This window comes from Nonomuraea sp. NPDC050733 (assembly GCF_040654215.1).
Taxonomy (GTDB): domain Bacteria; phylum Actinomycetota; class Actinomycetes; order Streptosporangiales; family Streptosporangiaceae; genus Nonomuraea.
Genome location: NZ_JBFAHO010000002.1, coordinates 229,430 through 242,532 on the forward strand (window position 1 = coordinate 229,430; position 13,103 = coordinate 242,532).

General features: G+C 71.6%; 11 protein-coding genes and 1 riboswitch. Of the genes, 6 read left to right on the forward strand and 5 right to left on the reverse strand.

Annotated elements, in window-relative coordinates; all coding sequences use genetic code 11:
* Positions 1–128: 128 nt before the first annotated feature.
* Together dacB and AB0H64_RS04700 are read right to left on the reverse strand one after the other, a co-directional pair.
* A complete protein-coding gene (gene dacB / locus AB0H64_RS04695; RefSeq protein ID WP_357620106.1) occupies positions 129–1,670 on the reverse strand; it encodes a D-alanyl-D-alanine carboxypeptidase/D-alanyl-D-alanine-endopeptidase in 1,542 nt (513 codons plus the stop codon).
* A 105-nt stretch (positions 1,671–1,775) separates the two neighbouring features.
* Positions 1,776–2,327, reverse strand: coding sequence for a DUF1707 and FHA domain-containing protein (locus tag AB0H64_RS04700; RefSeq protein ID WP_357620108.1), 552 nt, complete (start codon positions 2,325–2,327; stop codon positions 1,776–1,778).
* Between the two features lie 109 nt (positions 2,328–2,436).
* Here AB0H64_RS04700 and AB0H64_RS04705 point away from each other — a divergent pair, with 109 nt between their 5' ends.
* The 3 genes from AB0H64_RS04705 to AB0H64_RS04715 are packed head-to-tail and all read left to right on the forward strand — an operon-like array spanning position 2,437 to position 6,214.
* Positions 2,437–2,949, forward strand: coding sequence for a PadR family transcriptional regulator (locus tag AB0H64_RS04705; RefSeq protein ID WP_357620110.1), 513 nt, complete (start codon positions 2,437–2,439; stop codon positions 2,947–2,949).
* Entirely contained in the window at positions 2,946–3,626 is a 681-nt protein-coding gene (locus AB0H64_RS04710) for an ABC transporter ATP-binding protein (protein ID WP_357620112.1), read from the forward strand. Before AB0H64_RS04705 ends, AB0H64_RS04710 begins: the two co-directional genes overlap by 4 nt.
* Positions 3,623–6,214 carry an ABC transporter permease gene (locus tag AB0H64_RS04715; protein WP_357620114.1) on the forward strand — a complete coding sequence of 864 codons (2,592 nt, stop codon included), beginning with the start codon at positions 3,623–3,625 and terminating at the stop codon, positions 6,212–6,214. Before AB0H64_RS04710 ends, AB0H64_RS04715 begins: the two co-directional genes overlap by 4 nt.
* On the opposite strand, the gene AB0H64_RS04720 is transcribed toward AB0H64_RS04715, so the two are convergent.
* Together AB0H64_RS04720 and AB0H64_RS04725 are read right to left on the reverse strand one after the other, a co-directional pair.
* On the reverse strand, positions 6,174–7,523 hold the full coding sequence (locus AB0H64_RS04720; RefSeq protein WP_357620116.1) for an MFS transporter: 1,350 nt from the start codon (positions 7,521–7,523) through the stop codon (positions 6,174–6,176). The two genes, AB0H64_RS04715 and AB0H64_RS04720, sit on opposite strands and share 41 nt — an antisense overlap.
* A gap of 159 nt (positions 7,524–7,682) precedes the next feature.
* Positions 7,683–8,540, reverse strand: a complete 858-nt coding sequence (locus AB0H64_RS04725) for a hypothetical protein (protein WP_357620118.1) — start codon at positions 8,538–8,540, stop codon at positions 7,683–7,685.
* A gap of 234 nt (positions 8,541–8,774) precedes the next feature.
* Between AB0H64_RS04725 and serA the strand changes: the two genes are divergently transcribed.
* The gene (gene serA / locus AB0H64_RS04730) at positions 8,775–10,364 is read left to right on the forward strand and encodes a phosphoglycerate dehydrogenase (RefSeq protein WP_357620120.1); all 1,590 of its coding nucleotides are present in this window, start codon (positions 8,775–8,777) and stop codon (positions 10,362–10,364) included.
* A 319-nt stretch (positions 10,365–10,683) separates the two neighbouring features.
* Positions 10,684–10,806 (forward strand): hypothetical protein, encoded by a 123-nt coding sequence (locus AB0H64_RS04735; RefSeq protein WP_310708763.1) that lies wholly within the window; start codon positions 10,684–10,686, stop codon positions 10,804–10,806.
* Positions 10,807–10,947: 141 nt separating this feature from the next.
* Here AB0H64_RS04735 and AB0H64_RS04740 read toward each other — a convergent pair whose 3' ends face one another.
* Positions 10,948–11,649, reverse strand: coding sequence for a C40 family peptidase (locus AB0H64_RS04740; protein WP_357620123.1), 702 nt, complete (start codon positions 11,647–11,649; stop codon positions 10,948–10,950).
* 1 nt (position 11,650) lies between these two features.
* A riboswitch (cyclic di-AMP (ydaO/yuaA leader) is annotated at positions 11,651–11,796 on the reverse strand.
* Positions 11,797–11,895: 99 nt separating this feature from the next.
* Here AB0H64_RS04740 and AB0H64_RS04745 point away from each other — a divergent pair.
* On the forward strand, positions 11,896–12,942 hold the full coding sequence (locus AB0H64_RS04745; RefSeq protein ID WP_357620125.1) for a 3-isopropylmalate dehydrogenase: 1,047 nt from the start codon (positions 11,896–11,898) through the stop codon (positions 12,940–12,942).
* The last annotated feature ends 161 nt before the right edge of the window (positions 12,943–13,103 follow it).

Here is a 13,103-nt window from a genome sequence, read left to right on the forward strand (position 1 = left end):
GAGAACGGCGCCCCGGACGTCCGGTGACCTCGGTGAAGGCGTCCGAGGCGCTCCCGAACGGCTCGGCCCGAGCCCCGTCACGCGGACGGAGGCTCGGGCCGAGGTGGGTGACTACGTTCCGGGCCGGGTCAGCACTCGGCGGGCTTGAGCCAGGAGCACTCCAGGTCAGGGGCGTCCACCGCGGCCTGGCGAAGCTGCGCCGTGGCGTCCACCGTGGCGGTGCGGGAGAACTGGGCGAGGCGGATGGCGATCTTGTCCTCGATGTCCTTCGGCGAGCCCGACAGGAACTGGTTGAGCATGATCGAGAAGACCAGCGGCTCGCCCTCGGCGCTGGTCACGTACCCCGACAGCGACGTGACGCCGGTCAGCGAGCCCGTCTTGGCGTGGACGTTGCCGGCGGCCGGGGTGTTGCGCATCCGGCTGCGCAGGGTGCCGCCGACGAAGCGCTCGGCGTTCCCGGCGATGGGCAGGGCCTCGTACCAGGTCTTGAACCACGGCTTGCCGCGTACGGCGGTCAGGAGCTGCGCGATCGAGCCAGGCGAGAAGCCGTCACGCCGCGACAGGCCGGAGCCGTCACGCATGTTGATCACCTGGACGCCGTTCGCCTTGGCGAAGTCCGTGGACACCTTGAGGCCGGCCGACCAGGTGCCCTTGCCGGAGACCTTGCGGCCCATCGCCTTGGTGAGGATCTCGGCGTGCATGTTGTTGCTCAGCTTCAGGAACGGCACGAGCAGCTCGCCGAGCGGCATCGACTCGTGCTTGCCGAGCTCGGCCGCGCCGGACGGGGCGGCACCGGTCACGGTGGGGCCGAGCACGCGCACGCCGTGCTTGGTCAGCGCCTTGCGGAACAGCGAGGAGACGTAGGCGGTCGCGTCGTCCACGGCGACCCACTCCTGGTACGGGTCGGCCACGGTGCCGGTGATGACGACGGTCCGGCTGTTGTGCTGGCGCTCGATGAGCACGTCGGTGGACGAGCCGACCGTCGCCCTGTTGACGATCTTCAGGTAGTCGGTCTCGGGGGTGGTCGACACCTTGACCTTGTCGCCGTCGGCGGCCACCGAGACGATCACCGAGCCGGCGTCGTAGTCGCGGTCGGGCGAGGCGGTCAGCGCCGAGATCGGCGCCGCGTAGTACGCGGTCTCGTCGTCCCACGCCCAGTCGCTGCCGAGCCGCGTGGAGTCGAACCAGGTGTCGTCCGCGACCAGCTTGCCCGTGACGACCTTGATGCCCGCGGCGGCGACCTTGGCGGCCAGCGCGTCGTAGTCCTCGGCCAGCATGGTCGGGTCGCCGGTGCCGCGCAGCACCAGGTCGCCGGTCAGCGCGGAGCCGATCTTGCGGCCGGCGGACAGGACCGTGGTGGGGAAGCGGTAGTCGAGGCCGAGCGTCTCGGCGGCGGCGGCCGAGGTGAACAGCTTGGTGTTGGAGGCGGGGATCATCTGCTTGCCGGCGTCGGTGGAGTAGAGCTCCTCGCCGGTGGCGGCGCTCTTGACCACCACGCCGGCCCGGGCGATGGTCAGTCGCGAGTCGGCGAGGATCTGGTTGATGTCCTGGGCCAGGTCGGCCACGCCGGGCGACGGTTCGAGCGCGATCGCGGACGTGCTGGGGCTGGACGCCCACGCGAGGGCCGCGACGAGCGCGCCCGCGACGAGGGAGGCTGAGGTGCGCCGCATGGAGTCTCCAAAGGGCTGGGGGTCTCGCCCTGGATCATCGAGCAGCGCAGACGCCGTGTAATCCGCAAATATCCGTATCTTTCGCCGCCCCGCGGGCCGGAGGGGTCAGGCGGCCGGGGGGCCGGAGGTGACGAGGAAGCCGCAGTCGCCGAAGGAGATCTCGTCGCCCGACGTGACCCGGGCCGGTCCGACGAGCCGCCAGCCGTTCAGCCGCGTGCCGTTGAGCGAGCCGAGGTCCACCAGCATCCACCCGCCGCCCTCCTCGCGCCGCAGCTCGGCGTGCACGCGCGAGACGGTGAGGTCGGACAGGACGAGATCGCACGCCGCGCCCCGGCCCACCACGTAGCGGGCGCGGTCGTCCTCGGGCAGCGCCAGTCGGGGCAGGCGGGGCTTGCGCCAGGCGGCGCGCAGGCCGGTGGTGAAGTCGGAGGCCGAGGACACCATGTCGGTCACGCGCTCCCGGAGCGACCGGCGCCGGGGCAGGTCGGCCACCAGGCGGTCGAGCTCGTCGCGACTGCGGGCGCGCAGGGCCTCGTCCACCCGGCCGATGAAGGTGTCGTGGGAGATGCGTCCCTCCACGGCCCGGTCGCGAAGCTCGCCGATCGCGCGATCGCGTTCCCCGTCGGACGCGCGAAACGGTGGATGCGTCGAGCTCATGCCCCGAGTATCGGCCCACTCCGCGTTCCGTGTCCAGAAACCCCGGATTCCGCGGCCGTTCCGGCGTTCGCCTTGCGTGGGGCATACTCGGTATGCATACTCAGTATCCATGTCGATCAGGCACGGACTACTGGCACTGCTGAGCAAGGGGCCGAGGTACGGCTACCAGCTCCGGGTGGAATTCGAGGCGTCGACAGGGGCGACCTGGCCGCTCAACATCGGCCAGGTCTACACGACGCTCTCTCGGATGGAACGTGACGGCCTGGTCGCCCCGGGCGGCACCGACGATCAGGGCCGGGCCGTCTACACGATCACCGAGGCCGGTCGGGAGGAGCTGGAGCGATGGTTCGGCACCCCCGTCGACCAGGCCGACCGCCCTCGGGACGAGCTGGCCATCAAGCTCGCCATGGCCGTCGCCACGGGGGGAGTGGACGTCCAGGCGGTCGTCCAGGCCCAGCGCCTGGCCGCCATGGGGGCGCTGCAGAAGCTCACGCGGGCCAAGCGGGCCGCGTCGGGCGGGCTCGCCGAACGGCTCGTCCTCGATTCATTGATCTTCAAGGCCGAGGCGGAACAGCGCTGGCTGGACCACTGCGAGGCCGTTCTGAGGGAGAAGAAGGCATGACTGTGGTGATGTTGCGGGACGTGACACGCGTCCACGGCGACGTGCACGCGCTCAAGGGGGTGAGCCTCGAGGTCTCGCGCGGCGAGCTGGTGGCCGTGATGGGATCCTCGGGCTCGGGCAAGTCCACGCTGCTCAACGTGGCGGGCGGCCTCGACCGGCCGTCCTCCGGGAGCGTGACGATCGGCGACACCGACCTCGCCGCGGTGAAGGACCTGGCCGCGCTCCGGCGCCGCGAGGTCGGCTACGTCTTCCAGGACCTCAACCTCATCCCGTCGCTCACGGCGGCCGAGAACGTGATGCTGCCCCGTGAGCTCGACGGGGTGCGCACGGGCCGGGCGCGGGCCGAGGCGATGACGGTCCTCGCCGAGGTCGGGGTGGAAGAGGTCGCCGACCGGTTCCCCGAGGAGCTGTCGGGGGGACAGCGGCAGCGGGTCGCCATCGCGCGGGCGCTGGCGGGGGAGCGGAGTGTGCTGCTGGCCGACGAGCCCACCGGCGCGCTCGACACGGCGACCGGCGACGACATCCTGGGCCTGCTGCGCGAGCGCTGCGACGCGGGCGCGGCGGTGCTGCTCGTCACCCACGAGTCCCGGTACGCGGGCTGGGCCGACCGTGTCGTCTACCTGCGCGACGGCGAGATCGTGGAGGCGGGCGCGGTCCGCCTGGAGAGCGCCCGATGAGCGCCTTCACCGCCGCCCTGCGGATCTCCCGCAGGGACGCCCTGCGCTTCAAGGGACGCAGCGCCCTGATCATGGTGATGATCGGCTTACCGGTGCTCGTGTTCACGGCCCTGTTCACGGGCTACCGCACGCTGGACGTCGACCCGCTCGAAGGGCTGACCACGCAGCTCGGCGCGGCGGACGCGCGGATCTTCGCCGTGGGGTCCTCCAGCACCGCCATCATCCAGGACGTCTCCGGCGACGGCTGGCAGGTCAGGGGCAAGCAGGACGCGGAGGAGCGCGAGCCGAAGCAGTGGACGACGGACATGCTCCGCGCCGTCCTCGGCGGCCCCCGGCTGGTCCCTCTCCGGACCGACGAGGTGGAGGCGCGCCTGGCCGACGGCTACGACCCGGTGCGGCTCCTGGAGGGGGATCTGCGCGATCCGCTCACCCGAGGCATGCGCCGGCTCGTCGAGGGCAGGTTCGCCGCCACGCAGGATGAGATCGCCATCACGCCGCCGCTCGCGGACGCGGGGGTACGGGTGGGCGAGACCCTCAAGGTCACCCGATGGGACCGGCCCCGGCGGGTGGTCGGCATAGCCGAGAACCCGAACAGGCCCGGCGACCTGGAGGTCCTCGCGCTTCCCGGCGCTGTCCTGAGCCGGGACAACGCTCCCAACTCCTGGCTCGCCGACACGCCCGCGCCGCTCCAGTGGCGTGACGTGCGCAGGCTGAACGCCGAGGGGCTGCGGGTGTCGTCCCGTGCCGTCATCGAGGCCCCCGAACCGCCCAGGGGATCCTTCATACGGGACCACGGTCTGGACAAGGACGAGCTGCTCTGGATCGCCACCGACGTGGTCATCGTCGTCATGGAGACGGTCCTGCTGGCCGGCCCGGCCTTCGCCGTGGGCCTACGGCGGCGCAGGCGGGAGCTGGCCGTGATCGCCGCCCAGGGCGCGTCGGCCGCCCACCTCAGGACGATCGTGCTGGCGGACGGCCTGGTGCTCGGCGGCGCGGCCCTTCTGCTCGGCGTCCCCGCCGGGATCGGCGGCGCCTGGCTCGTCACCCCCTTCGTCGCACGGTCGGGGATGTCGCTGGGGCCGCTGGACGTGCCGTGGGCGCAGGTGCTCGGCGTCGCGGCGCTGGGCCTGGTCAGCGCTCTGGTGGCGGCCGTGGTTCCGGCGGTGCAGGCCGCCCGGCAGAGCCCGGCCCAGGTGCTGGCGGGCCGCGAAGGCGAGGTGGGCGAGATCCGCGGCCGTGGGGGCCGGCCCGTCCTGGGGCTTGTCCTGCTGCTGCTCGGCCTGGGGGCGACGGGGGCGGCGGTGTTCGCTGTGCGCCGGGGCGCGCTGCCCGTCGTGATGGCCTCGGTCCTGGTCGTGCTCGGTCTCGTCGCGCTGATGCCGTGGCTGGTCCGGTTCCTGGGGCGGCTCGCCCCCCGGCTGCCCCTTCCGGCCCGGCTGTCCGTGCGCGACGCGGTCCGTCACCGCGTCCGCACGGCGTCGGCCTCGGCGGCGGTCATGGCGGCCACCATGGCGGCGGTCGCGGTGGGCGTCGGCGCCGCCAGCGCGGACGCGAGCAGCGAGGCGCGCTTCCAGCCCCAGATGCGCATCGGCACCACTCAGGTTCGTGTGTTCGACCCGATCGACGACGCGACCTGGGCCAGGATCAAGGACGCTCTCCACAGACAGCTTCCAGGCGTGGAAGCGGTCCCCGGGCAGATGGTGATCGACGCCAAGGGCAACGCGCTGACAGCGCAGCTCATGCGGAGCTCGCAGTCGTGCCGGCTCGTAGAATGCGGCGGAGACGATGTGATGATCGGAGACGAGCGGCTGCTCGTTTTGCAGATGGGGCGGCGCGACGCCCGCGCGGCGTCGGCCCTGGCGCAGGGGAAGGCCGTGGTCTTCGACGGGCGGCTCCTGCGCGACGGCATGCTGGAGATCGGCGTGCCCCCGAAGATCGGCTCTGTCCGCCTCAAGCGGATTCCGGTGGCGGCCGTGGTGGCACGGGGCGCCCACGCGCGGCAGGGCGGCGTCATCGTCCCCCCTGCGGTGCTCACCAAGGCGGGCTTCACGCCGGTCGAGCGGGAGCTGTACCTCCGCCACCGCCCTGCCGACGAGGATCGGTTCCGGCGGGACCTGTCCGCGGTGGACCAGCGGGCGAGCACATGGACCGAGACGGGTTACCACAGCCGCTACGCATTGGTGTTCGTGCCCGCCCTCGGCCTGGCCCTGGTCCTGGTGCTCGGTGGCACCTTCGCCGCGACCGGGCTCGCGGCCGCCGACATGCGCCGTGATCTCGACACGCTGTCGGCGGTCGGCGCCGCGCCACGGACCCGCCGGCTCGTCGTGGCGGCCCAGGCCGGATTCATCGCGAGCACCGGCACGCTCGTGGGACTGGTGGCGGGCCTGGTCGCCGGGCTCGCGGTGACCTTTCCCGGCAGCCACACCCTCAACTTCTCGCCGGGTTGGACGACCGTGAGCGTCCCCGACGTCGTCGCGGTCCCGTGGCTCTACGTCGCCGCGATCGTGCTCGGGCTGCCGCTGCTGGCCGCGCTGGTGGCGGGCGTGTTCACGCGGACGCGCTGGGCGCCGGCACGCCGCCTGGCCTGAGCCGGTACTTCAGCGTCATCAGCACCGACAGGAAGAGCACCAGCGCCGGGACCGCGGTCTCCCCGACGAGGATCGCGGTCACGGCGCCGTCCGGCTGCTGGACCGGCCGGCTGGCGTCCGACTCCAGGAAGCCGCCCAGCGACAGGACGCCGCCGAAGATCAGCGCCCCGAACGAGCTGATCCCGCTCTCGATGGCCGTCCACAGCCCGGTGAACACCCCCGCCCGCCGCTTGCCCGTCCGCTCGGCGTCGGCCGCGATCACGTCCGCCAGCATCGAGAACTCCAGAAGCTGGACGCCCGCGTACCCCATGCCCACGACCAGCATGGCCGCGTGCGCGTACCAGGACCCGAAGACCGGTGTGGCGGCGGCGGCCAGCGTGCCGCCGCCGAACAGCAGCCCGGCCAGGATCATCGCCCCCCGCTTGTCGTACCGCTTGGCCAGCCACACCCAGGCGGGCATGGCCAGCAGCATGGGGCCCACGATGACCGCGAACAGCGTGCTCGTCGCCTTGGGGTCGTCCAGGATGTACGAGGCGAAGTACGGCGCGCCGGCCAGCAGCATGCTCACCGCGGTCATCTGCGCGCAGCTCAGCCCCAGCAGCCAGACGAACGCCGAGTCTCCCCGGGCCGCGGCGAACTGCTCGCGCAGGCTGCCCGCGTCCGGCTCCGGCGCCCCGGTCATGGGGGCGCGGGCCGTGCCGAAGAACGAGCCGAGCATCGAGGCGAGCAGGACCACCGCGATGGTCACCGCCATCAGCCGGTAGCTGTCCAGGGTGCCGCTGGGGCCGTCGCTGTTGACGATCGCCGGGGCGACGATGCCGCTGATCACGGTGGCTGCGCCGATGAAGACCATCCGCCACTGCAGCAGCGAGGTCCGCTCGTGGTAGTCGCCGGTCATCTCCGCGGGCATCGCCTTGTACGGCACCTCGAACAGCGCGTACGCCGTCGCGGCGCCCATGAAGCAGGCCCCGACGTACAGGGCGGCCTGCAGCCCGGTCAGCGGCGGCCCGGCGAAGACCAGGAAGAAGGCCACCGGCAGCGTGCAGGCGCCGGCCAGCAGCCACGGGCGCCGGGGGCCCAGCCGCGACGTGGTGCGATCCGACCAGCGGCCGACGAGCGGGTTGATCACCAGGTCCCACGCCTTGGGGGCGGCGACCACGGTCCCGGCCAGCCAGGCGGGCACGGCCAGGAAGTTCGTCATGTAGTACAGCAGCAGCAGACCGGGCACGGCGTTGAACGTGGCCGTGCAGAACGAACCGACGCCGTAGCCGAGGCGCACGCCCCTGGAGACGGTGGGCGTTGTGATCATGCCCTCATCTAAACCGAGCGAGCCCTTGTTCGGTAGGGCCCAGTTCCGGCGCCACCCGCACGGCCACCGGCCGAGGGGGCGGCGCCCGTGCGGCTGCTCGGCGACATTCGCGGGTGGCGCGGGCGGCTGGTCGGTGACGCTCGCGGGTGGCGCGGACGGCTAGTCGGTGACGCTCGCGCACACCACGTGCGCGCCGATCTCGATCATCCGGCGCTCGCTGCGCGCGTCGGCCACGCGGGCCATGAGGATCGGCGCCCCGCTCGCCGCGAACTGCGGCAGCCGGGCGCGCACCCCGCGGTGCAGGTCGCGCACGACGTCCTCGGCCGCCGACATGTGCACCTTCACGTGCAGCATGATGCCGGGGACGCCCGAGGCGGTGCGGGCCTCGGAGATCCAGACGTGGTGGACCAGCGGGTAGTCCATCAGCAGGTGCGCGATGGCGCGCCGCAGCGCGGGCAGGATGGGGTGCGTGCAGCGCCGGTAGCCGGGATCGACCTGCTGCATCGGGCCCGACAGGTGCGGGCGCGGCGCGGGGATCCACGGCATCTGCGGCGCCTCGGGAGCCGGCGGCGCCACCTGGGCGAGCGCGGGGGCCCCGCGCGACACCATGGCCATGGCGCCGGTCGCGTAGGCGGCGGGGGCGGCGCCCGACAGGACGGGCGTCGGCCCGGTGCGCGTCGAGGTCAGGAACCGCTGGAGGTCGTCGATCGGCACGGCGGCCGCGGCGGGCCCGGCGGCGTCGATGACGATCTCCCGCACGCCCGTGACGCGCTGGATGTCGAGGATGGTGTCGGCGTCGCAGGCCGACAGGGAATGGCAGCCGCGGTGCCTGGCGTAGGTCCCGGGGCCGGTGTATCCGAGCAGGACCCGGTCGCCGGCCTGCGTGGTGCCCAGGACGACGGACCGGTCGGGTCGCACGGCCACCAGGACTCCGCCCTCGGCGAGGGCCGCGAGCAGGAGGTGCGGGGCACCATGCTGGACGAGCACGTCGGCGAGCGCAGGATTCCCGATGCTCATATGACGAACCATAGGTAGTGGGCCACGGCTTATCAGGCTAATGGCGAAGAAATCCCCCGATCAAGACAAAGATGGACGCGACGTGGATGACTTTGGCCGTCCGCGGGTAGGGCGGCGTCCGTCTCACATTCCGGGTCCCTCGTGAACGCGTTCACAAGCGCGGATACACTCTGTGGGACTCCGAGGGGCTCGCCGACGTGCCCCTAGCCCGCCGCTCGCCTTAAGGATCCATCCGTGACAAAGCCCGTCGTCCTGGTCGCAGAGGAGCTGTCCGAGGCCGGCCTCGCCGTGCTCGGCGCCGATTTCGAGGTCCGCCACACCGACGGCGCCGACCGCTCGCAGCTGCTGCCCGCGCTCGCCGACGTGGACGCGCTGATCGTCCGCTCCGCCACGCAGGTGGACGCCGAGGCGATCGCCGCCGCGCCCAAGCTGCGCGTCGTCGCCCGCGCCGGGGTGGGCCTCGACAACGTCGACGTCGAGGCGGCCACCAAGGCCGGAGTGATGGTCGTCAACGCGCCCACCTCCAACATCACCAGCGCCGCCGAGCAGACCGTCGCCCTCATCCTGGCCAGCGCCCGCAACACGGCCCAGGCCCACGCCGCGCTGAAGAACGGCGAGTGGAAGCGGTCCAAGTACACCGGTGTCGAGCTCGACGAGAAGGTCGTCGGCATCCTCGGCCTCGGCAAGATCGGGCAGCTCGTGGCGCAGCGGCTCCAGCCGTTCGGCGTCGAGCTGATCGCCTACGACCCCTACCTGCCGCCGGCCCGCGCCGCGCAGATGGGCGTCAAGCTGCTCAGCCTCGAAGAGGTGCTCAAGCAGGCCGACTTCATCACCGTCCACCTGCCCAAGTCCAAGGAGACCGTCGGCCTCATCGGCGACAAGGAGCTGCACGAGGTCAAGCCCTCGGTGCGGATCGTCAACGTGGCCCGCGGTGGCATCGTCGACGAGGCGGCGCTCTACACCGCGATCAAGGAGGGTCGCGTGGCGGGCGCCGGCATCGACGTCTTCGCCAAGGAGCCCTGCACCGACAGCCCCCTGTTCGAGCTCGACCAGGTCGTCGTGACGCCGCACCTCGGCGCCTCCACGCACGAGGCCCAGGAGAAGGCCGGCACCCAGGTGGCGCGCAGCGTGAAGCTCGCGCTGGCCGGCGAGTTCGTGCCCGACGCCGTCAACGTCCAGGGCGGCGCCGTCGCCGAGGACGTCAAGCCGGGCCTGCCGCTCGCCGAGAAGCTCGGCCGCGTCTTCACCGCCCTGGCGGGCGAGGTGGCCACCAAGCTCGACGTCGAGGTGCGCGGCGAGATCGCCTCGCAGGACGTGCGGGTGCTGGAGCTGGCCGCGCTCAAGGGCGTCTTCACCGACGTGGTCGAGGACTCCGTGACGTACGTCAACGCGCCGCTGCTCGCCAAGGACCGCGGTGTCACGGTGGAGCTGGTGACCAGCTCCGAGAGCCCCGACTGGCGCAACGTCATCACCGTGCGTGGCGTGCTGGCCGACGGCCGGCAGGTCTCCGTGTCCGGCACGCTGTCCGGCCCGCGGCAGATCACGAAGATCGTCGAGGTCAACGGCTACGAGATGGAGATCGAGCCGACCGAGCACCTGTCGTTCTTCACCTACACCGACCGGCCCGGCGTGGTCGGCGTCGTCGGCCGACTCCTCGGCGAGCACGGCGTCAACATCGCCTCGATGCAGGTGGCCCGGGACGTCAAGGGCGGCAAGGCGCTCATCGCGCTGACCGTCGACACGGCCATCCCGGCCGACGTGGTCGAGCAGATCGTCGCCGAGATCGGCGCGGACAGCGGCCGCTCGGTCGACCTCGACGGCTGACGGGCCGTCCCCCTCCCGAAGACCGCCGCCGGACAGCATCTGTCCGGCGGCGGTCGTTTTTGTCTCACGATGCGAGATATTAGGACGTCCAAGGAGACAGCCCGGAGGCCGGAAGGTACATTGCTAGCAATGCGCCAGGTTCTCGTACTCATTACCTGCCGCGGCGGGGCCTGTTAGGGCAGGCCGGCGACCCGCCGCGGTGTGGCGTCGCGTCGGCCGTCAGCCCCATCGCCTGGTCCGTGTCCCCGTGCTGCGAGCTCATGCTCGGCCGGGATCCGACTTCCGTCTGTACGACGCCCTGCGAAATGAGATGAACCACATGTATGAGATGTACTCCTGGAACGGCGCCGAGGAGCGCGACGACGAGGCGGCCGAGGCCGTCCAGACCGCGCTGGACCGCCGCGACAACGGCGGGGCCCCGCAGGCCGCCGACCAGCGCTGACCTCCCCCCGCTCCTCCTGCACGCGGCCGGCCCGCCGCTGACCCACGCCTGATCCCCGTCATGCCGGTGAGCCGGGCGCGACCGTCGGCCGCGTCCGGCCCACCGGCAGTGGGTCACGGGACAGGTGTCACCGAACGGGTGTCACAGGATGGTGGCCGCGGGGATGTTGGCCGGTGCGGGAGCCTTGCGCTCGGCCTTCATGGCGGCCCACGCCTTGACGCCCTTGGGGTCGGGGCGGACGGCGCCGACGAAGGAGGTGCGGCGCCAGGCCGACAGGCGCTCCACCTTGACCACGTCACCCGTGTGCGGGGAGTGGACCATGTACCCGGGCTTGGAGATCATCCCGACGTGCCCGAGGTTGTGGAAGAAGACGAGGTCGCCAGGCTTGAGGTTCTTCCAGGAGATCTTCCGGGAGAACGCCTGGTACTGCTGTGCGGCGGTGCGGGGGAGCTGGATGCCGGCGTGCTGGTAGGCCTTCAACGTCAGGCCGGAGCAGTCGTAGCCCTTGCGGGTGGTGCCGCCCCACACGTACGGGGTGCCGCGTTTGTCGAGGGCGAACTTGAGTGCCTGTTTCCAGGCGGGGAGAGAGGTCTTCTTGTCGCGGGCGGCTTGGACGTCCGCCGCGGTCAACGTGACGATGGGCGAGGTCAGGCGGGCCGTCGTGGTCTCCTCCTTGGCGCTGCCCGGCAGCGAGGAGGACGCGTTCTGGAACGTTCCAGAGGAGGTGGGGGGAAGGGGGGTGCTTTGCCGCGACGGCTGGGAGGAGGCGAGGGAGGCGCTGGCCGGGGCGGCGAGCACGACCCCTGCGGTCGCGACGGCGGCGAGCATGGCGATGCGAGACACGAAGGTCCTTCCATACGGCCTACCGGGTTAGCTGACGGGCTCGGGCCTGGAAGTGGCCCTACGGCGGTGACCTGCCGATTCGCCCCAAAAAGGGGAATGGGTCCCCGGCTCCACGCAGCTGCTGCGCGGATTCGGCTCGATGGACTCTAACGAAACGGTCAAACGACCGCAATACCTGGCAAAACGGATAGTCCGCTAGGTGAGATGGTGTGTTCGGCAGCCGAGACGAGCCGGTAGGGTACGGCCATGGATTCGCGCGACATTCGCCTGGCAGTGATCCCTGGGGACGGCATCGGCACCGAGGTCGTGACCGAAGGGCTCAAGGTGCTCGAAGCCGTCGGCACGAAGATCGAGGCCACCCACTACGACCTCGGCGCCGCCCGCTACCACCGCACGGGCGAGACCCTGCCCGACTCCGTCCTGGAGGAGCTGCGCGGCTACGACGCGATCCTGCTCGGCGCCGTCGGCGACCCCAGCGTGCCGCCGGGCATCCTGGAGCGCGACCTGCTGCTGCGCCTGCGCTTCGTCTTCGACCACTACGTCAACCTGCGCCCGGTCAAGCTCTACCCGGGAGTGGAGACGCCGCTGGCCGGCGCCGGCGCCGAGGACATCGACATGATCGTCATCCGCGAGGGCACCGAGGGCCTGTACGCGGGCACGGGCGGCGTGATGCGCGGCGGCACCCCGCACGAGATCGCCACCCAGGAGTCGCTCAACACCGCCCACGGTGTGGAGCGCGTGGTGCGTTACGCTTTCGCCAAGGCGCAGTCAAGGCCGCGCAAGAAGCTCACGCTCATCCACAAGACCAACGTGCTGACCTATGCCGGAGACCTCTGGCAGCGCACGGTCAACCGGGTGGCCGAGGAGTTCCCCGAGGTCACGACCGACTACAGTCACATCGACGCGGCCTCCATGTTCTTCGTCACGCAGCCCGAGCGGTTCGACGTGATCGTCACCGACAACCTCTTCGGCGACATCATCACCGACCTCGGCGCGGCGATCGCGGGCGGCATCGGCCTGGCCGCCAGTGGCAACATCAACCCCGACCGCACCGCGCCCAGCATGTTCGAGCCGGTCCACGGCAGCGCGCCCGACATCGCGGGCCAGGGCAAGGCCGACCCGACCGCGACGATCCTGTCCGTCGCCATGCTCCTCGACCACCTCGGCCTGCACGCCGAGGCCGCCAAGGTGGAGCAGGCCGTCGCCGACGACATCATCGAGCGGGTGAGCGGCGGGGCGAGCCGGACGACCAGCGAGATCGGCGACGCCATCACCGCGCGAGTATCGGGCTAGGGCCGCCCCAGCTCCGTAAGCGCCTGGCGGTCCGAACCGGACCCACCAGGCGCTTTTCGCATGTTCAGGGTCATACCATCCCAGTGACCCCTTGCCATCCCAAATAGCGAGACAATAGGAAGTACGTGGACTGCCGGCGCGCAGTGCCGCCGACATCACCG

Bases quoted from the DNA above. Each gene is read 5' to 3' on its own strand.
- AB0H64_RS04700 (WP_357620108.1), bottom strand. From the start codon at position 2,327: ATGAGCTCGACGCATCCACCGTTTCGCGCGTCCGACGGGGAACGCGAT.
- AB0H64_RS04745 (WP_357620125.1), top strand. From the start codon at position 11,896: ATGGATTCGCGCGACATTCGCCTGGCAGTGATCCCTGGGGACGGCATC.
- AB0H64_RS04705 (WP_357620110.1), top strand. From the start codon at position 2,437: ATGTCGATCAGGCACGGACTACTGGCACTGCTGAGCAAGGGGCCGAGG.
- AB0H64_RS04710 (WP_357620112.1), top strand. From the start codon at position 2,946: ATGACTGTGGTGATGTTGCGGGACGTGACACGCGTCCACGGCGACGTG.
- AB0H64_RS04725 (WP_357620118.1), bottom strand. From the start codon at position 8,540: ATGAGCATCGGGAATCCTGCGCTCGCCGACGTGCTCGTCCAGCATGGT.
- AB0H64_RS04735 (WP_310708763.1), top strand. From the start codon at position 10,684: ATGTATGAGATGTACTCCTGGAACGGCGCCGAGGAGCGCGACGACGAG.
- AB0H64_RS04715 (WP_357620114.1), top strand. From the start codon at position 3,623: ATGAGCGCCTTCACCGCCGCCCTGCGGATCTCCCGCAGGGACGCCCTG.
- dacB (WP_357620106.1), bottom strand. From the start codon at position 1,670: ATGCGGCGCACCTCAGCCTCCCTCGTCGCGGGCGCGCTCGTCGCGGCC.
- AB0H64_RS04720 (WP_357620116.1), bottom strand. From the start codon at position 7,523: ATGATCACAACGCCCACCGTCTCCAGGGGCGTGCGCCTCGGCTACGGC.